Raw genomic sequence first — 24,320 nt, forward strand, 5'->3', positions numbered from 1 at the left:
GCCCGGCGGTGCTTTCTGACTTACGAGCATGCGGTTCTTCCAGCCCGAGAATGATCTCATGGGCACCGGACGGGGCTTGATCGGTCCCGTAACAGCGATCTGCCAAGCCGCGATATGGTCTACAACTTCAAGAGAAAGCGAAGATCCAAAGACGGCGTCAGCGGGTAGCGCCCCAGAGGTAGGCGACCGCCGCAACTATGCCGACGGCCGTCAGGGGTCTTGCCCTCACATGCTCCTCGATTTCATAAACAAAGCTTCTCGCCTGAACTTTCGCGATCCGCGCAGTATCGGAGGCGAGCTCTGTTGCGGACTCCGAGACGCGGCTTACTTCTGCTCGCAGAGCCTTGATCTCGCCGCGGTTGACCTCGCTCCGCTTTCGACTTGCAGCGAGCGCTTCATCGACCAAGGAAGATTTTTCGTCGGGCATTTGGGGGTCGCGCTGCCGCTGGACGCGCTCGGCCGCCTCGGCGTCCACTCTTCCAGATGGTGCCGTGGTGTGGGTGGCCGAAACGGGATCCGAGGCCGGAAAGGTGTCCTCAAGCCCTTTCTCGAGTTCGCCCTTTCCCGATCGCTTGCGCTGCTGGGCCTGCTCCCGCTTCATGGACTGAACTGCTGGGGATTCGTCTGGATTTGGCATGTCGAGTTCCTCCTTGCTTGATCGCAGTAATCCCGCAGGTGCCGGGAAGTTCCGGATTTGTGTTCCAACTGCCACCGACCAGCATGTCAAAGTCGAAAGTCATTACGGCGAGTATCCTTGCCGGAACTTCACCGCGAATAGTGGCTGGCCACTTGCAGTTCTGCGTATTTCAGCAAAAAAATTTCCATCAGTGCTGTTTTCGTTGATGATCTTGCCGACGCTTGATTTTTCGTGGCTGCGGGGAGTGGCCCTAATCGCTTCAACAACAGGCAGGTATGCGTTTGCATTGCGTTACAGCTGCAGAAGAAGGCGCGTTAAATCATAGGGATGCATTGGGATCTTAAGATGCCGCTTACGCCTAAAAAATATCCGGAACTTTAAAGTTCGACCGGGTGTTCCTTGCACGGATCTCGGCGATCCCAAAAAGGAACACAACAATGCGCGCGTTCATCCTAGCCGCTACCGCCCTCGGGACATCCGCCTTCTCTGTGCTGGCCCAGGCGACATTTGCGCCCTCCCCGTCCGGAAACACGCCTGCGATCGCAACACCAGGCACGAAGAACCCGACTGCCCCCGTCGCAGGTGCCAACAGCTTCACCGAAGCCCAGGCAAAGGATCGCATCGAAAATGCAGGCTACACGGAGGTTAAAGACCTAAAACTCAACGACAAAGGCGTCTGGATGGCCTCGGGCATGAAGGACGGCAAGGCTGTTTTGATCGCCCTCGACTATCAGGGCAACATTGTCGCCGAATAAGGAAGCCCAGGCGCTCGAAATGAGAGTTGTACCCGGATTCTCCGACCTGCGAAACGAAATCGCAGCAGTGTGAAGCATGGTCAAAGCCTACGAACGTTGCTGTCATCTCAGATTATATTTCAACCGACACTTTAGGTAAGCGATCTTAAGTCATGGATATAACGGGATTCAGCTTCCTGACGGGATGGGCACTTGCTGCGTCCAACACTGGGCGGATTTCTAAAAGCTTGGGGCCCTTCTGTTGGCCATTTTGTCAGCGGCAACTGCGTCCTTGTTGACCTTGCCAAATTGCCTCACCGGCAGATCGGCTAAAACAGAGCACACGAACTGTCTGCTGCGACGGCGGGCTCAATTTAGGCCAGCCAGCCTATCAGTCCCCGCGCAATTTACGGGTGATGAAGACAGCTATGCCACCGATCCCCAGGACTATGACACCCCATAAAACCCATACACTTTGATTGACCATGAAACTCGAGGAAGGGTACGGGAAGAGCCCGCTACCTTGTCCGATCCAGAGCAATCCGAGCAGGATCAAGCTCGCCCCGAATGCATAACCGAATTTCCGTCTCATGTTCATCCCCCTCTCTCACTTCCGGCCATGATGACGAGACGATCATAGGCCGCCCAGCCTCGACAGTATCCGCAATTCACGCACCACCCGGCGCGGGGCAAACTTCGATGCCGGTGGCATCACTTCCGATGATCTCCTCGAAGCGCCTCGGCAGAGCGTCGCCCGATGTCGCCGATGAAGCCAATACAACCTCCCAGCATGCATCTGCTTCTTTCAGACGGCAAACACTCAATGTCTGTGCCCGGCTGCAGGCGACCGATTCCGGCACGAGGGCGATGCCGAGCCCGTGTCCGACGAGTTCCATCAACGTGCCGAGATCGCTCACCTCAAATGCGATCTTGCGATCAATGTTCGCCGTCAAAAATAGATCATCGATGATTTTGCGCGTACCTAAATCGTGCTCGAATTCGACAAAGGCATGCGTTGCAATTTCATCAAGTGAAACAACCTGGCTTGAGGCAAGTGAATGCGATTTGTTGCAGACGACAACCAGTTCTTCGCAGGCGATGGTGACGGTTACAATGTCGGCCGGCGGATCAAACATGGGCAGGAATGCAAGGTCGAGTTTGCCGTTCCTGACCTTCTCCAGAAGATGGACCGCGCCTCCCTGTATCAGCCGCACGTCGATATGCGGATGACGCTTATGAAAACGGGCAAGTAGAAGCGGCAGATCGACAAATGCCGGCAGTCCCTGAACTGTTCCGAGGTTCAACTTGCCCGATTTCGCCTGCGCAACAGCGTCTACCGCTTCCCGTGCGTCCTTCGCTGCCTCAAGGACAATCTCCGCCTTTTCGAGCAGCGCCCTGCCGGCGGCCGTCAGTCGCACCTTTCGAGTAGTGCGGACGAAAAGCTGCGCATTGAGCTCTTGTTCCAACGCCCGGACTGAACTCGAAAGAGCGGACTGAACAATGTTCAACCGCTGCGCGGCTTTCGTGAAATGCTCGGCTTTTGCCGCAGCAACAAAATACTGGAGCTGGCGTAGTTCCACTGGAACCTCATTTTTCACACATATTGATCAATCTCATCTAAATCTTCCGTTTGAAAGATGGAAGCGCCTGACGCATTCTCTGGCGGCGTTTTCGGCATTGCTTCTACCTCACGTGATCAACCTATTCGTTCATGACGGTCTTCTCGACGCTGTCCTTCCCGACAGCTGCGCAGGAGAGGAAGCGTAGGCTGCACACGGCCACGATCGGTGCCGATGATGCGCAGACAGTGGCCGCCCTTGGTGTCGCGGCTTTGATGTATCAGGAGGTTGACATGGACTATCGTAAACTCGGTCAGAGCGGCACAATCGTGAGCGCCTATTGTCTCGGCACGATGACCTTTGGTGCGGAGGCGGACGAGCCCGCCTCTTATAAGCTGCTCGACGATTATTTCGCCTGGGGCGGCAATTTCATTGATACCGCCGACGTATATAGCGCTGGCAAGTCTGAAGAGATCATCGGCCGCTGGCTGAAGACGCGGCCGACCGAGGCAAAGCAGGCGGTGATCGCAACCAAAGGCCGCTTCCCGATGGGCCCGGGTCCCAACGATATCGGTCTCTCACGCAGACATCTTAACCAGGCGCTTAACGACTCGCTCCGTCGCTTGGGCATCGAGCATATCGATCTTTACCAGATGCATGCTTGGGACGCGCTGACGCCGATCGAGGAGACTCTGCGCTTTCTCGACGACGCCGTTTCAGCGGGCAAGATCGGCTACTACGGTTTTTCCAACTATGTCGCCTGGCAAATTGCCAAGGCTTCCGAAATTGCCAAGGCGCGCGGCTACACACGGCCGGTCACGCTTCAGCCGCAATACAATTTGCTGATGCGCGATATCGAGCTTGAAATCGTCGCGGCCTGCCAGGATGCCGGCCTGGGGTTGCTTCCTTGGTCACCGCTTGGCGGCGGCTGGCTGACTGGAAAATACAAGCGTGATCAGATGCCGACCGGCGCAACCCGTCTGGGCGAAAATCCAACGCGCGGCGGCGAAGCCTTCGAAGCCCGCAATGCGCAGGAGCGCACCTGGGCAGTTATCGGGGCGGTCGAGGAGATTGCCAGAGCCCGCGGCGTCAGCATGGCGCAAGTGGCGCTTGCCTGGACGGCGGCGCGCCCGGCAGTAACCTCCGTCATTCTCGGCGCGCGAAATCCTGAGCAGCTCGCCGACAATCTCAATGCCGCCAGCTTTGCGCTTTCGCTTGAGGAAACCACCAGGCTCAACGAAGTCAGCGCGCCGACGCCCGGGCAATATCCCTATGGTGAGCATGGCATTAACCAGCGCCACCGCAAGATGGAAGGCGGACGCTGAATCTTGAAAGGCGGCGTCAGATCCTGACGCCGCTTGTCTCATCAAAGAGGTGAAGTTTCTCCGGATCGACAATCACGCCGATAGTATCGCCTGCCCGAGCATTTCCGCGACCGGTTTCGACAATGGTAAGTTCTGGTCCGGTTGCCGCAGTGATGAAGGTCGAAGAGCCTGTGGATTCCACGACTGCGACCGGAACGTCGAAGGTGCCCTGCCCCTGGCCGGTGATGCCGATATGCTCGGGGCGAATGCCGGCGGTTATTCTGCGGCCGGGTAGCAGTTTGCTGGAGATCGTCAGCTTGTGCTTCAACGGGCCGAGGTCGAGCGTCAGGCTTGTGCCATCTTCGCCGACGATCGCCGGGATAAAGTTCATTGCGGGCGAGCCGATGAAGCCGGCGACGAATTTGTTGGCTGGCGTGTCGTATAGATCAAGCGGCCTTCCCTGCTGCTCGATGACGCCCTCGCGCATGACCACGACATGATCGGCCATAGTCATAGCCTCGATCTGGTCGTGGGTAACGTAAACGGAAGTCGCGTGAAGTCGGTCGTGCAACGCACGGATTTCCTTGCGCATATGGACGCGCAGCGCTGCGTCCAGATTGGAAAGCGGTTCGTCAAAGAGGAATGCCTTAGGATGACGGATGATGGCGCGGCTCATGGCGACGCGCTGGCGCTGGCCGCCTGAAAGTTCGCGCGGATAGCGTTTCAGGAGATGCGACAGGCCGGTGGTGGCGGCGACTTCCTCGGCGGCTTTCTTCGCCTCGGCTTTGGCGACGCCGCGGATGCGCAGACTATATGTGAGATTCTGCTCGACTGTCATATGCGGATAAAGCGCGTAGGACTGGAAGACCATTGCCACGTCGCGCTTGCGCGGCGGCACGTTGTTCATCAGCTCCCCAGCGATCTTGAGGTCGCCCTCAGAGATGCTTTCAAGGCCCGCGAGAGACCGCAGAAGCGTGGACTTGCCGCAGCCGGAAGGGCCGACGAGCGCCACGAACGTCCCTTTGGCAATCGACAGGTTGATGTTCTTGAGAGCGTGGAAGGCGCCGTAATGCTTGTTGACGCCGGCAAGCTCGATCTGAGTGGTCATTTGAGGGCTCCCGAGGTGAGGCCGGATACGATGCGGCGCTGCAAGAGAACGAAAATGGCGAGGATCGGCGTTACATACATCGTGGCGTAGGCCATGATGTTGTTCCACTCGTTCGTGTTCGGTCCCATGAAGGAATTGAGACCGACACTCGCCGGCTGAAGCTCGGCGGCTTGGATTATTGATTTCGCATAGACGAATTCGCCGAAGGCCTGCATGAAGATGAGGATCGCGCTGACGAGGATACCGTTGCGCGCCAGCGGCAAGACGATGTTGAAGAAGGCGCCGATGCGGGAATTGCCGTCGACAAGAGCGGCCTCTTCCAATTCCTGCGGCACGGCCATGAAGGTGGCGCGGACGAGGACGACGAAGAAGGGCATGCTTTTTGCTGCAATGGCGATGATAACGGCAAGGCGCGGATAGTTGAGCATGCCGAGCTGCGAGAAACCGACGAAGATCGGTGTAACCATCAGCGAGGCCGGAAGAACCTGCAGCATGAGGATCAGGAACAGGCCAATATCCACCCAGATGCTGCGATATCGCGCCAGCACGTAAGCGCAGCCAACGCCGAGAATGGTGATGAGTGCAACGGAACCGAGCGCGATCACCAGCGAATTCCAGAGATAGCGGCCCATGTTCCGGCTCTCCCAGACATAGGCATAGGTGCTCCATTGCGGAGAAGACGGCCAGAAGCTCGGCGGCGTGGCGAACATCTCCGAGCCGCTTTTCAGCGCCGTGACGTACATCCAGTAGAGCGGAAAGAGATAGATCGCCGCCATGGCGACGGCGATTGCGAACATCAGCCGGTTGCGGTTTGTATCACTCATCCGCGCACCTCATGGCGTGTCGAGCGGACATAGACGACAGAGGCGATCATGACGAAGACGATCATGATGACTGAGATTGTGGCACCCTTGGCGAAATCATATTGGCGGAAAGACAAGTCCCAGGCCCAGTATTGCGTTACATTTGAGGAATTGTTCGGCCCGCCAGAGGTGATCGCGGCGAAGAGGTCGAACTGTTGCAGCGTGAAGATCAGGCCAAGGGCGATGATGGCGCCGATCGTCGAGCGCATCATCGGCAAAGTGATGGTCCAGAAGCGCTGCCAGGCATTCGCACCATCGAGTTCTGCAGCTTCATAGAGATCGCCGGGGATGGCCGATAGGCCGACGGATAGAAGGATCATGTTGAAGGAAGTGCCAAGCCAGATATTGGCAATGATGACGGCAAAGAGCGAATAGTGCGGATCGGAACGCCAGAAGATGTTTCCCGAGATGATGCCGCTTTCCCGCAGGATGAAATTGAGCACGCCGAAGTCGCCTGACAAAATCCAGTTCCAGATGGCGCCGACAACGAGGCCCGGCATGACCCAGGACACGAGAAAGAGACCGCGCAGCCACGACGCACCGGGAAAGTTCACCCAGAAGAACAACGCAAGCCCGAAACCGATCAGGAACTGACCTGCGATCGAGCCGGTGACGAAGATCAGCGTGTTGTAAAGGATCCCCAGCGTCTCGGGCTGCGCAAAGATATCCGTGTAATTCTTGAAGCCGACGAAGGGGCGCGAGAAGGTCCCGAGGCTGAACATGTCAACCTCTTGGAAGCTCATCACAACATTGTAGATGAGCGGTAGCCCCGCCATCAGGAACAGAAAGCCGAGTGGAAAGGCGACAAGCACGATATCGAAACCGCGGCCGTCCTTAACGCTCATCAGGATCCTCTTCATCGGGCCTCCGATAACTCCGAACGGGGCTGCCTGGCGCTCTCGCGGAAGACAGCCCCTGCCGGGAGGAAATGGTTGAGTTTCTCCTTCTCCCCGGAGCGGGGGAGAAGACGAAGCGATTAACTGGGTGCCAATTATCCAAGAACGGCCTTGATCTTGTCGGCGGCCTGGTCGAGTGCTTCCTTGGCGCTCATCTGGCCAGTCAATGCTGCCTGTATTGCGTCCTGGATCGCCTTGGAGATCTTCGGCCACTGCGGGTGCGGGCCGCGGGGCTTGGCAAATTTCATCTGCTCGAGGAAGACCTTGAGAGCGTCATCCTTCAGCTTTTCGCCGGTCACCGGGATGGTGATGTCGGAACGGGCCGGAAGCTGGCCGTAGTTCTTGAACAACTTGTCGTCCTGAGAGGCGAAATATTCAAGCGCCTTGAAGGCCTCGGCCGGGTGCTTGGAACTTGCGAAGATCGCCCAGTTGAAGTCGCCCATGGCCGACGATCGGTCCGCGCCTGGCTTCGGAACCGGAAGCAGCGTTACACCCCAATCGAACTTGGCTTCCTTCACCATGCGGTCGAGTTCCCACGGACCGGAGATCGCCATTGCTGCATTGCCGGAATTGAAAGTGCCGGTCGAATCCCACTGACCGCGCGTCAGTGTATCTGGCGAGGCAAGCTTCTCGTCCATAATGGTCTTCCAGGTCTCAAGCGCCTTGACAGCGCCGTCGGCATTGATGTTCTCGTAGCCGCCACCGCCCATTTGGGCCCAGGGAAGGAACTGGAAGGTACCCTCCTCGTTGGCTTTTGCAGAGAAGGCCAGGCCATAGACGTTCTTAGCCGGATCGGTCAATTTGCGCGCGTCTTCAACGAGCTCATCCCAGGTCTGCGGCGGCTTGTTCGGGTCGAGGCCCTTCGCCTTGAACATATCCTTGTTGTAGTAGAGGGCGATCGTGTTGGTTGCTTTCGGCACTCCATAATATTTCCCCTCCCATTCGACCGACTTCAGCGGCCCGGGAAAATAATTCTGTGGCTTGATCACGGTCGACCTCGAGATCATGTCGGTCAGATCGAGGAAGGCGCCACGCGAAGCGAACATCGCGTGTTCCGGATTATCGACGGCAATGATGTCAGGCGCCTGGCCGGAGGCATAGGCGCGCATCGCTTCGGTAACGACGTCATCGAACTGGATCAGGCGGTACTCGATCTTGATGCCGTTGTTCTGCGCGTTGAATTCCTTGACGAGATTGGGCGCCGGTTGAATGTCGCGATCAAGCGACCAGACGCTGATGGTAACGTCTTCGGCCTTGGCTGAAAGGCCGAAGAGCGAGACGCCGGCAAGTGCCAAAGCGCCCAGAACTGCGAATTTGCGGATAGCCATGGTTCTCCTCCTTTGTGGTTACCCCCGACTGCCCGGCAAAATCCTCCTTGCCGGGCGCGGTATCATCAAACCGGATCGGCGACGAAATCGCCGCCCCGGGCATGCTTCAGATAATTCAGTGCGTAGACCTGGCCCGTCATCTCCAACACGTCGCGGTAAACCGGATCGTGCCAGCCTTCGATATCGATCGAGCCCGACCAGCCGGCCAGACGCAGCTCCGAAATGATGTCCGTCCAGTTGCTGTCGCCGAAACCCGGCGTGCGCATGAAGACGAACTTTTCCTTGCCGAAGATGCCATGCTCCTTGATGACATCCCAGCGGATCGTCGCATCCTTGCCATGGACATGGAAGATTTTCTTTGCCCACTTTCGAATCTGCGGCAGCGGCTCGATCAGGTAAACCATCTGGTGGCAGGGTTCCCACTCAAGGCCGATATTGTCGTCCGGCGTCTCATTGAAGATCAGCTCCCAGGCATCCGGATTGTGCGCGATGTTCCAGTCACCGGTTGCCCAGTTGCCGTCCATCGCGCAGTTTTCGAAGGCGATCTTGATGCCCTTGTCGGCAGCCCGCTTGGCAAGCTCGCTCCAGATCTGCTTGTAACGCGGCAGGCTCTCGGTCAGCGGTGTACCGCGGATGCGGCCGGTAAAGCCGGCAACGCAGGTGGCGCCAAAATGATGGGCATTGTCGATGCAGTCCTTCCAGCCCTGCAGCGTCTGCAAGTCGATATCGGTTTCTTCCAGCGGATTGCCAAACATGCCGAGCGTCGAAATTGTAATGTCGCGATCGCCGATCGCGTCGAGTGAGCGCTTGCCGAGCTCGGCGAGATCCTGTCCGTTGGTCGTCTGCCAGAAAAAGGGCTCAAAGCTCTCGAACCCCATATCGGCGATCTGGCCGATACGCTTGTCGGCGCCACCCTTGGACGCGCTGACCATAGTTCCGACACGGATGGATTTTGCAGGATTGCTCACGATCTCATTCCTCATGCTGAAATTTCAACGCGCTTGCCGGTTCTGGCGCTCTCGATCGCGCCGAAGACCATGGCAAGGCTTGTGATGTTGTCGCTGCTGGCCGTCTCCGGCCGCTTGCCGGTCCGGATGGCGTCCACGAAACCGGCAATCACGCTGGCATGGCCGTGCGTCTCCTCGTCCCGCTCCGCACCGGGAACGTCGACGGGCGTAACGCCGCGAAGCAGGCCCGTCTCTTCGCCGGCAACTGCGGCGCGGAATGTTTGATCCCCGTCCCAGGTTAGCATTCCCTTGGAGCCGACGAGACGCCACTGGCTTTCCCAGCTCGTACGCTCGCCTTCTGCGCACCAGGAGCCGCGATAGGTGAAAACCACATCGTCGGTGAATTCAAAGGTGGCGTTGGCAGAGGCGCCGTGACGATACCACGACCCTTTTGGATTGCGCTCGACGCAATAGACGGCGAGTGGCTTCTTGCCGGCGACAAAACGTGCGGCATCGAAGGTATGGATCGCCATGTCGAGAAGCAGAACATTGTCCATGTCCTCGCGGAAGCCGCCGAAATGCGGGGCTATGAAGAAGTCGCAATGGATCGCGGTCACATCGCCGATGGCACCGCTTTCGACAAAACGGCGCATGCGGCGAACACCGGAAATGAAGCGTCGGTTCTGGATGATCGCATGGATCTTGCCGGTCTCTGCCGCAAGATCGATCAGGGCAGCTCCTTCCGCCAGCGAAGTAGCCATCGGCTTTTCGCTCAGCACATGGCATCCCGCCTTAAGTGCCGTAGAGACGACATTGAAACGGGCAGCGGGGATGACGACGTCAAAGACGATATCCGCCCTCGCCTTTGCAATAACGCTGGAAAGATCGGTGCCGATGGCGGCCTTATTCAGGCCGAACTCCGAGGTGAGCGCTTCGGCCGCAGCCAGGTTCACATCGACGAGGCCGGTGACCTCGATCGATTCGGCTAGAGCCGGGGTTTGCTTTAAGGCGCGCAACCAGCCTTTGGACATGGCTCCGCAACCGCACAGAACTGCATTCAATGTCACGATTTCCTCCCGCGGCGCGCGTCCGGCAATTCTCCGTTTGCCTGTCCCGTAAACGTTTACGATAATAAGCGGAAACGTTTCTTGCTGTCAATAGAGGGCGAAACGGGGGCGAAATGCTGCGGAAAACAGCTTTAAACGCACGATCTCAGCCGGATTCATATTGCAATGCAGCACGGTCATGCCGGGCATGTCATCTGGCTGTCAAACAGACATTTTACCAAACCCCAAACCAGATTGCACAGCGATGAAACGCAAGGGACAGACCCGGCGACCTACTACTGTTTGCATGGCAAGCGCCAGTGGCCACTCAGGTTGCAGTGATGACCGTGCTCATGCTTGAGGTTTTATGCTAATGATGAAGCGGTTCCTAACGGCCGACGCACCTTCGCCGGTGGATAAAGGAATGCCAATGAAGGACGGCCCGACGATCGACGGAAAGGAGACCAGGCGCAAGGAGCGAATGCGATTTGTCAGCGCAGATCAGGTCGCACAGCTTGCTGGCGTTTCACGCTCCGCCGTTTCACGGACTTTCACGCCAGGCGCAAGCGTTGCGCCGGCCACCCGCGAGCGGGTGCAGAAGGCTGCCGAAGAGCTCGGCTATCATGTCAACGATCTCGCACGCGGCGTCCTTGCAAATCAAAGCCGCCTGGTCGGCATCGTTGCGACGCGGCCAGAAATCGGCTTTCGCGCCCATCTGGCCGCAGCACTCGCAAAGGCGCTGATAAAGCGGGGCAGCATCCCGATCCTGATCAACACCGGCCAGACCGAGGATGAACTGCTTGCAGCGCAGAAGATGTTGATCGGCCATCGCGCCGAAGCAACCATCATTCTTTCGGGATCCCCACCCGCGAGCTTCGTAGATATCGCGCATCGCAACGGCCAGCCGCTGGTGGTCATCGGCCGCACCGAACCGGATGCGGACCATGTCAGTGCCGGAAACGCCGAAGCATCCCGCAACGCAGCGATGGCCTTCTTCGACAAGGGATGCCGGCGGCTTGCCGTTGCAGCGTCGCATTCGGCAACGTCCAGCATTGCAGAGCGCGAGCATGCCTTCTTGGCGGCAGCCGAGGAGTTCGGCGCTTCGGTCTCGGTCGGACGCGGCATGGATTCCGACTATGACAGCGGCATCGATGCCGCGCGTCAACTCTTCTCCCGGGCTGAAAGACCCGATGCTGTCTATTGCGCCAACGATTTGATTGCCTTCGGATTGATGGATCATGTCCGAAAGACGCTCGGCTTGCGGATACCGCAAGACGTCGCCGTGATCGGTTTTGATGATGTGCCGGAGGCAGCCTGGCTCAGCTACCGGCTTACGACTTTCCGCCAGGATCCGGTCGTCATGGCACAGCGCGCCGTCGAACTTGTCGAGCGTCGGCTTGCCAGCCCGGAATTGCCCCCTGCCTACGAGAGGGTCATTCCGGAACTTATCTTCCGCGACAGCTTCACCCCCTGACCTCATCGCTCGATACACGTCACTTTTGCCGCTCGCCGGAGGTCATTCTTGATGCTGACCAACTAGAGGTGTTGCATGATGGCCTGTTGCCGTTATGCAACAAACTTCTCGATGATAGCTACAATTCAAGATTTAATATTGCTGAACATCCGCCGTTGTGCAAATATAAGCCGATCTCGCAAATTTAATCAGAGGAGGCGTGAAATGAATCCCATTCTCGTGTTTATACGCCCCGCTGGCGGGATGGCTCGCAAGACCTCGATGCGTTGTGCATCCAATCCGAGCCGACATTCCTCCGAGGCTGTATAAACCCCGGATCACTGCCATTTTGGCATTTCCCAACTTGACCTGAATTGAGCCGGACGCCGAACGACGACGTGTGTTCCACGTCCGCCTCGATGTGTCTTTTTAACTTTCGAGAGGACCTGGCCGCTTGAGCGCGCCGGGACGGATAAATCATGCGTGAAGCACAAGTAGAAGTTGCTGAAACCCTATCGGCGACGGTCGATGAACTGTACCAGAAATTTGGCGTCTGGAGGACGGCGCGCGCGCTGGCCCTGGCCGCGTGGAGGCGTCACCAAACGGTGAACCAGGTCTCCCAGCTGTCAGATCGTATGCGCCGTGATATCGGCCTTCCGGAGGCCGAGGATGCGTACGGGACGGCGAGATTTTGGAGTATCTGGCCCGACACAAGATGACTTCCAGCCCCGGCGGCCTGGCTGCCGGGGCTGTCGTCTGCCTGGACCATGGTCATGAGGAGCATCGGCGTCGGCTGCCAGCGCGAAAGCGATGCGGCATCTTCACCTCGTGCCGATCCGACGTCTGTGCTGCACTTGCCGCCCACGAGCGGGACCGCGGCCGCTTTGCGCAAACGCATTCCTGTGGCAATAAGAGGAGATCACGCGTTTTGATCGGGGAGGAAGAACGCAGCCGATGAAGGGAATCCGACAGCTTGCCAAGCATCTCGATATTTCGATCGGGACGGTTTCCCGCGCGCTAAACGACAAACCGGACGTCAACGAGGAAACGCGCAAGCGCGTGATGGCGGCTGCCGAAGAGCTCGGCTATGTGGCAAATCAGTCCGGCCGCAGCCTGAGGCAGGGCACGACCAACGTTATCGGGTTGATGATCGAATCCAGCAAGGAAACCGTCGAAAATAGCGACAACTTTTTTCTCGGCCTCACCGGCGGTCTGCAGAGTGTGCTTGCGCGGCACAAGCTCGACCTCGTGATGCTGCCCTGCCCCAGCGACGAGGATCCCTATGAATATCTGAAGCGCATGGTGGCGCGGCGCGTCGTCGATGCGATGATCATTTCAGCGACGCAGCGGATCGACAGGCGCATCGATCTTCTGGTGAAAGCCAAGATTCCTTTCGTCGCGCTCGGACGAAGCTCATCGGGCGGCAACTACACCTGGATAGATCTTGATTTCGAGGGCGTGGCGGCATCAGCGGTCGACCGGCTGGTGGCCAAGGGACATCGCAGGATCGCGATCGCAGCACCCTCGAGCGATATCAATCTCGGCTATGTCTTCGTCGATGCCTACAAGCAGTCGCTTGAGCGCCACTGCATCCCTTATGATCCGAAGCTGGTCATCCGCGTCAAATCGAGCGAACAAGGTGGTTACCAGGCCGGACACGAATTGCTACTCCTGGACAACAAACCGACAGCGATCATCCTGATCTACGAGTTGATGGCGATTGGCCTTTACAGACGCTTGGTCGAGGCAGGCGTCGTTCCGGGGCGCGATCTGGCAGTGATCGGCTTCCGTGAGGAGCCGCGCGCCAAATTCCTGCAGCCTGCCCTCACCTGCTTCCGTATGTCGCTGCGCGATCTCGGTGTCGAACTGGCCGAAACGCTGCTTGCGACCATGCCCGCTTATGCGAAATTTTATCCGAAGGGCGCGCGCAACACGATCTGGCCGCTGGAACTCGTCCCAGGCGAAAGCGACGCCTTTTTCCTCAATCCATGAAACTGGCCGCGCCGTTTGCGGACGCGGCCGCAATTGTCATTCAGCCGGTGCTGTGGCGGCGCGGCGGCCGAGCGTTGCTTGCGTCAGGACGAAGGCAAGCAGCGCGCAGGCGGCAATGCCTGCCGCCATCGGAACGGCCGTGCCATCGGCAAACAGGCCGGAGACCACCATTGCGACAGCCGCAATGACGAAGTGCAAGGTTCCCATCAATGACGAGGCCGTACCTGCGATCTGGCCGTGATCCTCCAGAGCAAGAACCGCGCTCGTTGGAATGACAAGTCCGAGAAAGCCATATCCGATGAAAAGGAAGACGGCCATCACCGGAAGCTGGTTGATGCCCGCCGCCATTACAACGGCCATCACGACCATGACGAGGCAATAGAAGGTGACGGCTGAGCGCATGACGCGAACGAGGCCGAAACGCTCGCCCAGCCAGCCGGTCGCCTGCGATACGGCGAAGAAGGACACGGCGTTGACGGAGAATGCGAAGCTGTACTGCGTCGGCGTCAGGCCGTAGTGCTGGATGAGCACGAAGGGCGAGTTGGCGAGATAGACGAGGAAGCTCGAGATCCCGAGGCCACCGATGAAGGTGAGCGTCAGGAAGTTCCTGTCGCGCAAAAGGTAGCCATAGGCAGACATCGCGCTGCTAAGGCTGCTGCCCTTGCGATCCTTCGTCGGGCGAGTCTCGTCAAGCTGTGTGGCAAGCAGCACGAGCCCGATGAGGGCCGCGATAGTCACCGCCCAGAAGACACCGCGCCAGCCGTAGAACTCGATGACCGCACTGCCGGCCAGCGGAGCAAGAATGGGGGAAATTGAGAAGACGAGCATGAGAAGCGACATTAGACGAGCTGCCTGAATGCCGGTGTGCATGTCACGAACAACAGCGCGTGGTATGACCATGCCGGCCGCACCGCCGACGCCCTGGATGAAGCGGAAGGCAATCAGCGTTTCTATGTCTTGCGCCAGCGCGCAGCCGATGCTGGCAACGGTGAAGATGCCGATACCCAAATAAAGTGGCAGCTTGCGGCCCCACATGTCGGACAGCGGACCGTAAAGCAGCTGGGCCAGTGCAAAAGAAATGAAGAACGTCAGAAGGCTCAACTGGGTGACGTGGTTATCCGACCCCAGATCGACGCCAATCGAAGGCAGTGCCGGAAGGTACATGTCGATGGCAAAGGGACCAATGGCTGATAAAAGCCCAAGGATGAGCGCAATGCGAAAGAATGAAGCGGTCATTTTGATGATCTTTCATAAATGCGCAGCGAAGGAAGCGGACTATGTCTCTCCGCCGCGTTGCTCTCGAAGGGTTCAAATGAGGGGCGGCTGCAACCCGCGACGCGCTCGGGGGAAGCGCCAGTGACTGCGAACCGACGTGTCAAGTATTTTGGACACAAGTGTAAAATTAGACAGCGTTGTCTAAAACGTCAAGACGCATTATCATGAGAGCGATGAAAAATCCCGCGCCACCCGAAAAGAGAGCGGATGGGCCGACCCAGCGCGGCCAGTTCAAGAAGCGCGCTTCCATACTGGAAGCGGCCGCGGATGTATTCTGCCGCCAGGGCTTTGCAGGGGCAAGCATCGACGAGATTGCGGTAGAGGCCAATGTCTCGCGCCAGACGATCTATAATCACTATTGCGAGAAAGAGACTTTGTTCGTCGCCGTCGTGGACGACGTGCTGAAGCGCGCCAATTCGATGATTTTTGCGATGCTGGCAACGTTTCCGGTCAATGCCGACAATTTGGAAGAAGACCTTGTCGCCTTTGCGATCCGGATCAACAAAAACTGCATCTGCAACCAGGACGGAAAGTTCCTGCGCCGTCTCGTCCAGAACGAGGGTGAGCGCTATCCGCATCTTTTCGAGACCTGGCGCCAGCAAGGCCCGGGCCGGATCATTTCCGCGCTCGGCGCTCTGTTTGCGCGGTTGAGCGCCAGTGGTGCTCTAAAGATCGAAGACTTCGATGTGGCGGCACGCCAATTCCTCGCTCTCGGGAATGCGGATCTGCAGATCATGATGCTGTTCGGGCAAACGCCGAGCGATGAGCAGCTCGAAAGTGCCGCGCGCAACGCGGTCAGGACGTTCCTTCGCGCCTACGGCATGGAGGCGTCCGCCGAGCGATCAGAGCTTGCGGCCGTCAGCGGCTGAGTCAGGCAAAGACGAGCATCTGCGACGGAACGGCAGCGAGCGCGCCATTGCGGCGTGCGACGGCATATTTCAGCGACTGCTCGACGACGGACGGCTTGACCGGCTTTTTGACGACGCCGAGCGTCCCCTTGACGCCTCCTGCCACCATCTCCGGGTTGCCTGTCATGAACACGACGGCAACACCATGGTCTTCCGCCAGCCGCCGGCCGATTTCCGGCCCAGTCGCACCATCCGACAGGTTGACGTCTACAAAAGCGACGTCCGCCGTCGGCGCAAAACGCAACGCCTGTTCCTTATTCGCGGCAAGCCCCGTCACTTCCATGCCCATGGCTTGAACGGTTGCTTCAAGATCGAGGGCGATCAAGAACTCGTCCTCTACGATCAATACTCTCTGGTTCATGAGGTTATCCTGTAGCCAGCTTACGCAAAAGATTGGTGGCCAGACGCCCTTGCCGGCCCGGGTAGGCGAAAGACTTCGCACCAGTCGGCCGTGGCCGGCGGAACTTGGCCGGATAACGGGCAACGGCGGCATATGTTCCGAGCCGATACGCATTATTTTTGGATTAAGTCATTGTTAATACTAATAAAACATTAAGATCGGCGTAAGTCTTTGATAAAAACCAGCTCTAAATTTGAAGTTGTATTGACAAGTCTTTTCGGCCGCAGGAGAGTGCCCCAATCCAGCGCCAGCGCCCGGGGGGGAACCTATGTCTGTACGCTCGTTTTTCGCATCCGCCGCCATTGCTCTTTTAGTCATCGCGGCCAGCCTTCCCGCGACAGCTGCGGAGACCAAGCGCGATATCCAGACGATCAAGGATGCCGACTTCTTCGGCTTCGATCTGCGGACGGAGCAGAACGTTTCCCTCGAACAATGCAAAACCTCATGCATTGGCGACAAAAGCTGCAGGGCTTTCACCTATAACCCGAAGGTGAAATGGTGTTTCCTGAAGTCCGACTTCAAGACGATGAACGCTTTTCCAGGTGCAATTGCCGGTCGGATCGTCGAAACGACTGCGGGACCGCGCGAGCCCGATATCGGTGCGCCTCCTCGCCTCACCTTTCTTTCGGAAGACATCATCCAACAAGCCCGCGATTTCAAGGCCAATCTGGCGCTCACCGACGCTCAGCCGGGCCAGACCGTCGACAGCCTGACGGCAACGGCGCGCCTTGATCTTACCGCCAACAACCTTGCAGGCGCGATCGACGCTTTTCATCGCGCGCTGGCGCTGACGCCCGATGATGCCGATCTGTGGCTGGAGACGGCGCGCGCCGCAAATTCGCTCGGCGGCACTGGCAGCCAGGCCTTCGGCCAGGCACTTCTCGATGGCTTGAACGGCTACCAACTGACACGCACAGCCTCAAAGCGGGCCGATGCTCTTGCCGTGCTTGCGAGCTCACTCGCCAAGAATTCGAATTTCCGCGCAGCCCTCAGTGCCTATAAGGCAAGCCTTGCGCTGGCAAGCTCCAGGGAAGTGCAGGCGGCCTATCTCAAGCTCAAGTCGGAACAAGGCTTCCGCATCACCGAACACAATGTCGATGCCGACAGCGCAACGCCGCGTGCCTGCGTGACGTTCTCGGAACCCCTCGTCAAGACGGTCGACTATGCACCGTTTGTGACGCTGAACGGACAAGCCCCCAAGGCGCTCGAAGCCAAGGACAGGCAGATCTGCGTCGAGGGCCTGGGTCACGGCGAAACCTACAAGATCAGTTTCCGCACCGGCCTTCCCTCTGCCGTCGACGAGGTCCTGGATGCGCCCGTCAGCCTCGATGTCTACGTCAAGGACCGCAGTCAAATGGTGCGCTTTACCGGCGATAGCTTCGTGCTGCCTTCGACGGCGCGCCGCGGCATTCCGCTCGTCAGCGTCAATATCGAAACTGCCAACCTCAAGCTCTACCGCATTGGCGATCGCGCTATTGCTCCGCTTCTCACCAGTTCGCAGTTCCTGACGCAGCTCGATGGCTATAGCGCGCAACGCATTCAAGATGAAAGCGGCGAGCTCGTATGGCAGGGTTCGATCGAGATCGCCAACGATCTTAACAAGGACGTCGTTACCAGCTTCCCCGTTGATGAAGCCTTGCCCGCGCGCAAGGCGGGCATCTATGTGCTGATCGCCTCGCCTGCCGACAAGCCGGAAAACGAGTGGGATTCCAAGGCGACACAATGGTTCGTCGTGTCAGATATCGGCGTTACTACCTACGCCGGAACCGACGGGCTCAACGTCTTGACGCGCTCGCTCTCTTCCGCCAAGCCGATCGCCGGTGTCGAGCTGCAACTGCTTGCCAAGAACAACGAAGTTCTGGGCACCGCGACGACGGATGAAAACGGCCGAGCCACCTTCACTGCCGGGCTGCTGCGCGGCACGGCAGCACTCACGCCAGCCGTCCTGGCTGCCCGCAACGGGGCGTCCGACTACGTCTTCCTCGATATGACGCGGGCAGGCTTCGACTTGTCCGATCGCGGCGTGACGGGACGAGCCTCGCCCGGGGCCATCGATGTCATGACCTGGACCGAGCGCGGGATCTATCGGGTGGGCGAAACCGTCCATGCCACCGCCCTTGCTCGCGATACGGATGGCAGGGCGATCGAAAAGCTGCCGCTGACCTTCATCTTCATGCGTCCCGATGGCGTCGAGGACCGGCGCATCGTGCGGCAAAGCAGCGACGTCGGCGGTTATGTGATCGATCTCCCGATCCAGGAAAATGCCATGCGCGGCAGTTGGACAATGAACGTCCATACCGACCCCAAGGGGTCGCCGATCGGTACCAGAACATTCCTCGTCGACGATTTCGTCCCCGATCGCACCGACCTGGAGCTGAAGACGGAAGCCAAGGAAATCGGTCCCGATACGCCGGCAACGATCGATATCACCGGCAAATATCTCTATGGCGCACCGGCAGCCGGCCTGACGCTTGAAGGTGATGTCGTTATCAAGCCGACGCGCGAAAGCCAAGCTTTCCCGGGTTACGTCTTCGGTCTTTCTGACGAGGAGGCGAACGAGGAAAGCCGCCAGGCGATCGAAGGCCTGCCGGAATTGGACGAGAACGGCCAAGCAACGACCGATCTTGCGGTCGGTGATCTTCCCGCAACCACGCAGTTGTTGAACGCGACGGTCTATATCCGCATGCAAGAAACCGGCGGCCGGGCGCTGGAGCGCACGCTGCTGATCCCGATCAAAAATCAGGGACCGATGATCGGCATCAAGCCTGAATTTTCAGGCGATATAGCCGAGAATTCGATCGCCAGCTTCAACGTGATCGGCGTCTCGGCCGACGGCCGGAAGCTGGAGATGAAGGGCCTGCGCTGGAAGCTTTCACGCCTTGAGCGCGAATACCAATGGTATCGGGAAGGCACGGCATGGAAATACGAAACCGCTTTCAATGCGCGCCAGGTTGCCAGCGGCACGACGGATGTCGGCGTGGACGGCGGCAAGATAGCGTCCCAGGTTGGCTGGGGCCGTTACCGAGTTGAAGTCGAAAGCCCGGACGCGGATGGCCCGACATCAAGTGTCGAATTCGACGCCGGCTGGATGGTGGAGGCGGTCTCGACCGAAACGCCGGACGGCCTCGAGATCGCGCTCGACAAAGAGAGCTACAAGGCTGGCGAGACGGCGAAGCTCAAGGTTTCTTCCCGTTATGGCGGCGAGTTGATGGTGACGGCCGGGACGGAAAACCTCGTTGACGTAAAAAATGCGACGATCGGGGAGAGTGGGGGCGAAGTGGAGATCCCAGTCACCGCCGAATGGGGCGCTGGCGCCTATGTGACAGCAACCCTCTTCCGTCCGGGCGACGCACAGGACAGCCATATGCCGATGCGTTCGATCGGCATCAAATGGCTGAAGGTCGATCCCGAGCAGCGCGCGCTGCAGGTCGTAGTCGATGCACCGGAAAAGATGCCGCCGCGCGCACCGCTGAACATAAGCCTTGCGGTAACGGGTGCTGGAGCCAGTGAGGATGCTTATGTCACGGTTGCGGCCGTCGATGTCGGCATTCTCAACCTGACGCGCTACGAGGCGCCCAATCCCGAGGACTGGTATTTCGGCCAGCGCCAGCTCGGTCTTGAAATCCGCGATCTCTATGGCCGCCTGATTGACGGTTCGCTCGGCGCGACAGGCAAGCTCAGAACCGGTGGCGATGGTGGCGCGGTGGCGCTGCAGGGCAGCCCGCCGACGCAAAAACTCGTCGCCTTCTTCTCCGGGCCGGTGAAGCTTGACGCCGACGGAAAGGCGAATGTCAGCTTCGACATTCCGCAATTCAACGGCACGGCGCGTGTCATGGCCGTTGCCTGGTCGAAGGATGGAGTCGGCCACGGGGTCAAGGATATCGTCATCCGCGATCCGGTGGTCGTCACCGCCAGCCTGCCGAAATTCCTGGCGCCTGGCGACAAGGCGGAACTGCGCCTCGACATTGCCAATACCGATGCTCCGGGCGGCGATTTCAAACTGCAGCTGACCGGCAACGAAGCCGTCGGCATCGAGGAGGCCGCAGTTTCGCGGACGATCCATCTGGACGCCGGTGCGAAATCCGATTTTACACTGTTGGTGATCGGCAAGCAGCCCGGCAACGGCGCTGTTTCGATCAACCTGTCGGATGCATCCGGACTATCGCTTGATCAGACAGTCGACGTACCGGTCCGCCCATCGTCACTGCCCGTGACCGAAAGGCGCGTCATCGCCTTAAAACCAGGGGCGAAACTGAGGGTCGACAAGGAACTTCTGGCCAACAGCGTATTGCCGGGCGCCTCAGTCAGCGTCAACGTCACGCGTTCGGCCGCCTTCGACGTTCCCGCCCTGCTGATGTCGCTCGACCGTTATCCTTTCGGCTGTGCCGAACAGACGACGAGCCGCGCCCTGCCGCTTCTTTATCTCAGCGAGCTTTCACAACAGAACGGGCTCGAAGACGATGCAGACGTGAAGAAGCGCGTCCAGGATGCGATCTATCGTGTACTGTCCTATCAGGCATCGGCGGGCAGCTTCGGCCTTTGGGGACCGGATTCGGGCGACCTCTGGCTCGATTCCTATGTCACGGATTTCCTGACGCGGGCGCGTGAAGAGAAGTACGACGTGCCCGATCGTGCGCTCGTCCAAGCGCTCGAGAACCTGCAGAACGCGCTGAGCTACGACGTCGCCGTCAAGACGCAAGGCGATCAAATTGCCTATGCAATCTATGTTCTTGCCCGCAACAGGAAGGCCTCGATCAGCGATCTGCGCTACTACGCCGATACGATGATCAACGACTTCCCGACGCCGCTTGCCAAGGCGCATATCGCCGCGGCGTTGGCACTTTACGGAGATGCGACACGTTCGAAAAACATCTTCGTCGACGCTTTGCAGATGACCGAGGATTCCATCCTTCATCGCGTCAATCTTTCGCGTACCGACTACGGCTCGATCCTGCGCGACGGTGCGGCTATCCTGGCACTTGCGGCCGAAAGCCGCCCTGTCCCGCCAGTCATTCCAGAACTGGCAAGGGCCGTCGGCAGGGAATGGGACCGCAGCAAGTGGACGAGCACCCAGGAGCAGGCCTGGACGCTGCTTGCCGCGCGCGCGATCCAGAGCGGCGACGATTCCCTGAAGGTGGATGTCAACGGCGCGCTGCATACCGGTGCCTACATGGCGAAGATGAGCGGCGATGCGCTGATCAACAATCCCCTGACGCTGACGAGCGCCATGACCGATGCGGTATCGGCGGTCGTCACGACAGTCGCAGCACCCGTCACCCCGCTGCCTGCCGGCGGCAACGGCTTTGCCATCGAGCGCACCTACTACACGCTTGATGGCGAGCCGGTGAATATCAGTGAGGCGCAGCAGAACGAGCGTTATGTGGTCGTGCTGCACGTGACCGAAACCAACGCCTGGCCGTCGCGTGTCGTCATGACCGATCTGCTGCCTGCCGGCCTCCAGATCGATAATCCCAGCCTGGTCGACAGCGCTCAGCTCACCAATTTCGACTGGATCGGCGAACAGACGGCGGCGCACACCGAATTCCGCAACGATCGCTTCGTGGCGGCCTTCAACCGGACTTCGGACGACAACCGTGAAATCAACGTCGCCTATATCGTGCGGGCCGTCACCCCGGGCGTTTATGACCATCCGGCGGCGACCGTAGAAGATATGTACCGCCCCGAATATTCGTCTCGTACGGCGACCGGCAAGATGGAGGTTGTCGCAGCACGATAATGCGGCTCTGGCGCAAGCTCACGATTGGGACTGCAGCCGGTTTCATTCTTGCCGGCGCGGTTTTCTTCGTTCTGGACGCTGCCGACAGGGTCTTTCCGCCGCCGCTCGAAAAGACCGGTGCGGTGTCGGCCGAAGTGCTCGATGCCGATGGTCAATTGCTGCGCGCCTTTGCGACGCCGGAAGGCCATTGGCGTCTGAAAACCACGGTCGCGGATGTCGACCCGCAATTCATGCGCATGCTGATCGCCTATGAGGACCGGCGCTTCTACGAGCATCACGGCGTCGATCCGCTGGCGATCGGACGCGCGGGCCTGCAGCTGCTCACCAACGGCCGCATCGTTTCCGGCGCCTCGACGCTTTCCATGCAGGTGGCGCGGCTGATCGAACCGCGCGCCGGACGTTCGTTTTCGGCGAAAATCCTGCAGGTGATACGCGCCGTCCAGATCGAGCGGCGGCTCTCGAAGGAAGAGATTCTCGATCTTTATCTGACGCATGCACCCTATGGCGGCAATCTGGAAGGCCTGCGCGCCGCAAGCCTTGCCTATTTCGGCAAGGAGCCGAAGCGGCTGACGGTGGCGCAGGCTGCCCTCCTCGTTGCCCTCCCCCAGCTTCCTGAACGACGACGCCCCGACAAAAACCTGGTGGCAGCGGAAGCGGCACGAAAACGCGTGCTCAAGCGCGCCGCCGTGGCCGAAGTTATCGGCGAGGGTGAGGCCGAGCGCGCCGAGGCGACAGGCGTTCCGGCAACGCGCATGCAGCTCCCGGCCCTTGCCGCGCATCTTGCCGAAGCAGCGCTTCGCAGCAAGCCGAACGAGCGCGAGCATCGCACGACGCTGAAGAAGCAGATACAGGCAGGGCTCGAAGCGACGGCGAAAAGTGCCGCGATGAAACTTCGTCCGAAACTATCTCTCGCAATCGTGATGGCCGATGCGCGCACCGGCGAGATCGTCGGCGACGTGGGATCGGCGGACTATTTCGACGCGAGCCGTTCCGGCTGGATCGACATGACGCGTGTCAGCCGCTCGCCCGGCTCGACACTGAAACCCTTCATCTATGGTCTTGCCTTCGAGCAGGGGCTGGTCAGCCAGGAAACGATCATCGAGGACCGGCCAGCCGACTTCTTCGGTTACCGGCCGCGCAATTTTGACATGAGCTATCAAGGCGACGTAACGGTGCGAGAGGCATTGCAGCTTTCGTTGAATGTGCCGGCCGTCAGGCTGCTTGACGCCGTCAACCCGGCGCGGCTCTTGGTGCGCTTCCGCCGCGCCGGCGTTCGTCCCATCCTGCCGCCGAACGAGGCGCCGGGACTGGCGATTGGGCTAGGCGGGGTAGGTATCACGTTGAAAGACCTCGTGCAGCTTTATACGGCGCTTGCCAACAAGGGCGAGCCGGTTCGAATCGGCGACGGTGTAACTGCAAAGCCCGGTAAGATAGACGGCGAGCCGTTGCTGGAGCCGGTCGCCGTCTGGAATGTTTCGGATATTCTTTCCAGCGTCATCCCACCGGCAGGCGCCCCGCAGCGCGGCATCGCCTACAAGACAGGGACCAGCTACGGCTATCGCGACGCATGGTCAGTCGGCTACGACGGGCGGTATGTGCTCGGTGTCTGGGTTGGAAGGCCGGACAATGGCGCGGTGCCGGGGTCGACCGGTTACGGCACGGCAGCCCCTATCCTGTTTGAGGCCTTTGCAAAGTCGAGCATTGCAACCACACCTTTGCCACGCCCGCCCTCTGGCGCAGTGCGCGTCGCCCAGGCGGATCTGCCGGTGAGTCAGCGGCGTTTCTCGATAAATGCCAGCGGATTGCCTTCTGCCTCCAGCCGCGAACAGGCACCGCAGATCGTCTATCCACCGGAGGGTGCGCATGTCGATCTCGGCGCAGGAAGCGGTGATCTCTCGCCATTGATGTTGAAACTGCACGGCGGCCGGGCGCCGTTCCGCTGGCTTGCAAACGGCAAGCCGCTGCCCGATCTTTCTCGCCGCCGCACCAACCAATGGATGCCGGATGGTGGCGGCTACTCGAAACTGACGGTGATCGACGCGATGGGCCGTGCCGCAAGCGTCGGTGTCTTCATCGACTAAACCTTGGAATTGCGGGGAACAAAGGGACCGTTATCACCGTTCCGGGCCGTCT

General features: G+C 59.3%; 19 protein-coding genes. 8 read left to right on the forward strand and 11 right to left on the reverse strand.

Annotated elements, in window-relative coordinates; translation table 11 throughout:
- Positions 1–157: 157 nt before the first annotated feature.
- Positions 158–637, reverse strand: a complete 480-nt coding sequence (locus RGR602_RS29015) for a hypothetical protein (RefSeq protein ID WP_040115468.1) — start codon at positions 635–637, stop codon at positions 158–160.
- Positions 638–1,074: 437 nt separating this feature from the next.
- Here RGR602_RS29015 and RGR602_RS29020 point away from each other — a divergent pair, with 437 nt between their 5' ends.
- Positions 1,075–1,392 carry a hypothetical protein gene (locus RGR602_RS29020; RefSeq protein ID WP_040115469.1) on the forward strand — a complete coding sequence of 106 codons (318 nt, stop codon included), beginning with the start codon at positions 1,075–1,077 and terminating at the stop codon, positions 1,390–1,392.
- Positions 1,393–1,762: 370 nt separating this feature from the next.
- Here RGR602_RS29020 and RGR602_RS38915 read toward each other — a convergent pair whose 3' ends face one another.
- Together RGR602_RS38915 and RGR602_RS29030 are read right to left on the reverse strand one after the other, a co-directional pair.
- Positions 1,763–1,963, reverse strand: a complete 201-nt coding sequence (locus RGR602_RS38915; protein ID WP_040116574.1) for a hypothetical protein — start codon at positions 1,961–1,963, stop codon at positions 1,763–1,765.
- 76 nt (positions 1,964–2,039) lie between these two features.
- A complete protein-coding gene (locus tag RGR602_RS29030) occupies positions 2,040–2,951 on the reverse strand; it encodes a LysR family transcriptional regulator (RefSeq protein WP_052451793.1) in 912 nt (303 codons plus the stop codon).
- A 272-nt stretch (positions 2,952–3,223) separates the two neighbouring features.
- Here RGR602_RS29030 and RGR602_RS29035 point away from each other — a divergent pair, with 272 nt between their 5' ends.
- Entirely contained in the window at positions 3,224–4,255 is a 1,032-nt protein-coding gene (locus RGR602_RS29035; protein ID WP_040116576.1) for an aldo/keto reductase, read from the forward strand.
- Between the two features lie 16 nt (positions 4,256–4,271).
- Here the strand turns inward: RGR602_RS29035 and RGR602_RS29040 are convergent, their stop codons facing one another.
- The 6 genes from RGR602_RS29040 to RGR602_RS29065 all read right to left on the reverse strand — a co-directional run bounded on the left by RGR602_RS29040 (position 4,272) and on the right by RGR602_RS29065 (position 10,443).
- Positions 4,272–5,342, reverse strand: coding sequence for an ABC transporter ATP-binding protein (locus tag RGR602_RS29040; protein ID WP_040115470.1), 1,071 nt, complete (start codon positions 5,340–5,342; stop codon positions 4,272–4,274).
- A complete protein-coding gene (locus RGR602_RS29045) occupies positions 5,339–6,166 on the reverse strand; it encodes a carbohydrate ABC transporter permease (RefSeq protein ID WP_040115471.1) in 828 nt (275 codons plus the stop codon). Before RGR602_RS29045 ends, RGR602_RS29040 begins: the two co-directional genes overlap by 4 nt.
- Positions 6,163–7,065 carry a carbohydrate ABC transporter permease gene (locus tag RGR602_RS29050; protein WP_040115472.1) on the reverse strand — a complete coding sequence of 301 codons (903 nt, stop codon included), beginning with the start codon at positions 7,063–7,065 and terminating at the stop codon, positions 6,163–6,165. The genes RGR602_RS29045 and RGR602_RS29050 overlap by 4 nt, the downstream gene beginning before the upstream one ends.
- Positions 7,066–7,196: 131 nt before the next feature.
- Positions 7,197–8,429 (reverse strand): ABC transporter substrate-binding protein, encoded by a 1,233-nt coding sequence (locus RGR602_RS29055; RefSeq protein WP_040115473.1) that lies wholly within the window; start codon positions 8,427–8,429, stop codon positions 7,197–7,199.
- A 65-nt stretch (positions 8,430–8,494) separates the two neighbouring features.
- The gene (locus RGR602_RS29060; RefSeq protein ID WP_040116577.1) at positions 8,495–9,397 is read right to left on the reverse strand and encodes a sugar phosphate isomerase/epimerase family protein; all 903 of its coding nucleotides are present in this window, start codon (positions 9,395–9,397) and stop codon (positions 8,495–8,497) included.
- An 11-nt stretch (positions 9,398–9,408) separates the two neighbouring features.
- Positions 9,409–10,443: a Gfo/Idh/MocA family protein gene (locus tag RGR602_RS29065; protein WP_040115474.1), complete on the reverse strand. Its 1,035-nt coding sequence runs from the start codon at positions 10,441–10,443 to the stop codon at positions 9,409–9,411.
- Between the two features lie 409 nt (positions 10,444–10,852).
- Here RGR602_RS29065 and RGR602_RS29070 point away from each other — a divergent pair, with 409 nt between their 5' ends.
- The 3 genes from RGR602_RS29070 to RGR602_RS29080 all read left to right on the forward strand — a co-directional run bounded on the left by RGR602_RS29070 (position 10,853) and on the right by RGR602_RS29080 (position 13,867).
- Positions 10,853–11,896: a LacI family DNA-binding transcriptional regulator gene (locus RGR602_RS29070; RefSeq protein WP_040116578.1), complete on the forward strand. Its 1,044-nt coding sequence runs from the start codon at positions 10,853–10,855 to the stop codon at positions 11,894–11,896.
- 458 nt (positions 11,897–12,354) lie between these two features.
- Positions 12,355–12,594, forward strand: coding sequence for a DUF1127 domain-containing protein (locus RGR602_RS36565; RefSeq protein ID WP_082046722.1), 240 nt, complete (start codon positions 12,355–12,357; stop codon positions 12,592–12,594).
- Positions 12,595–12,829: 235 nt separating this feature from the next.
- Positions 12,830–13,867, forward strand: a complete 1,038-nt coding sequence (locus RGR602_RS29080) for a substrate-binding domain-containing protein (protein ID WP_040115476.1) — start codon at positions 12,830–12,832, stop codon at positions 13,865–13,867.
- Positions 13,868–13,903: 36 nt separating this feature from the next.
- Here RGR602_RS29080 and RGR602_RS29085 read toward each other — a convergent pair whose 3' ends face one another.
- Positions 13,904–15,103, reverse strand: a complete 1,200-nt coding sequence (locus tag RGR602_RS29085) for a multidrug effflux MFS transporter (protein WP_040115477.1) — start codon at positions 15,101–15,103, stop codon at positions 13,904–13,906.
- Between the two features lie 176 nt (positions 15,104–15,279).
- Between RGR602_RS29085 and RGR602_RS29090 the strand changes: the two genes are divergently transcribed.
- Positions 15,280–16,011 (forward strand): TetR/AcrR family transcriptional regulator, encoded by a 732-nt coding sequence (locus tag RGR602_RS29090; protein WP_040115478.1) that lies wholly within the window; start codon positions 15,280–15,282, stop codon positions 16,009–16,011.
- Position 16,012: 1 nt separating this feature from the next.
- Here RGR602_RS29090 and RGR602_RS29095 read toward each other — a convergent pair whose 3' ends face one another.
- Positions 16,013–16,411 (reverse strand): response regulator, encoded by a 399-nt coding sequence (locus RGR602_RS29095; protein WP_040115479.1) that lies wholly within the window; start codon positions 16,409–16,411, stop codon positions 16,013–16,015.
- Positions 16,412–16,718: 307 nt separating this feature from the next.
- Here RGR602_RS29095 and RGR602_RS29100 point away from each other — a divergent pair, with 307 nt between their 5' ends.
- Positions 16,719–22,187, forward strand: a complete 5,469-nt coding sequence (locus RGR602_RS29100) for an alpha-2-macroglobulin family protein (RefSeq protein ID WP_040115480.1) — start codon at positions 16,719–16,721, stop codon at positions 22,185–22,187.
- Entirely contained in the window at positions 22,187–24,268 is a 2,082-nt protein-coding gene (pbpC, locus tag RGR602_RS29105) for a penicillin-binding protein 1C (protein ID WP_040115481.1), read from the forward strand. The genes RGR602_RS29100 and pbpC overlap by 1 nt, the downstream gene beginning before the upstream one ends.
- Positions 24,269–24,320 lie beyond the last annotated feature (52 nt).

The organism is Rhizobium gallicum bv. gallicum R602sp (genome assembly GCF_000816845.1).
Classification (GTDB): Bacteria; Pseudomonadota; Alphaproteobacteria; order Rhizobiales; family Rhizobiaceae; genus Rhizobium; species Rhizobium gallicum.